This is a genomic window from Synechococcus sp. R55.7, from assembly GCF_047461955.1.
GTDB lineage: Bacteria > Cyanobacteriota > Cyanobacteriia > Thermostichales > Thermostichaceae > Thermostichus.
In genome coordinates this window covers 1-729 of sequence record NZ_JANSIC010000461.1, presented here as the reverse complement: position 1 = coordinate 729, position 729 = coordinate 1, and the positions used below count along the sequence as shown (strand labels likewise).

Here is a 729-nt window from a genome sequence, read left to right as displayed (position 1 = left end):
GCGAGACAAGGCTCGCTGCAACCTCTTGAGCCTGAGCTCTGCCTTGCGATAGTACTGGGGAACTGGAACAGACTCCCCCGCATCGGTCACCAAAAAGGAGTCCAGTCCCACGTCGATCCCCATCGTGTTCTCCAGCGTTGCAGGCTCAGGAGTAAACTCAGGGACGGACGAATCTTGCAGGCTCAAGGTCACATACCACCCGTCTGCCCTGCGGCTGATGGTAGCCGCCTTAATCACAAAGCCCTCAGGCAAAGGACGGTGCTGAATTATCCGAACAGCACCGATTTTGGGCAGATGGATAAACTGCCCGCAAATGCAGTCCTGTTGCATCGGGGGGAAACTGAAGGAGCGATACCGCCCAACTCCCTTGAATCTGGGTTTCCCTGCCCGCTTGCCGTTACCGTCCCCCTTCAGCCACCGGTCGAATGCTTTGTGCACTCGCTCTATGCAGTTTTGCAGGACTTGCGAATGGACTGCTCTGTACTGCGGAAACAGGGCTTTCGTGTTCACCAAGTCCCGTTTCTGGGAGTAGAAATCGGGCTTGTCTTTCAGCTCAGGCAAGTGACAGATTAAGGGACAAGCATTGATGTCACAGCGATTGTGTTCCCACCACGCAAAGCGCTCTGCCAAGCGGTAGTTGTACTGCTTGCGTAACAAGTCTAGCCATTGGTCCATCAGAGCAACTTGGCTAGAAGTAGGGCGTAAGCGATACTGGTAAGCAGTTCTCAT

General features: G+C 54.5%; 1 protein-coding gene. It reads right to left on the bottom strand.

The genetic code is table 11. The features are described 5' to 3' along the window. Window positions 1-729, bottom strand: a 729-nt coding sequence (locus NW820_RS13125; protein ID WP_414407738.1) for an RNA-guided endonuclease InsQ/TnpB family protein, incomplete at its 3' end; no start/stop codon positions are given.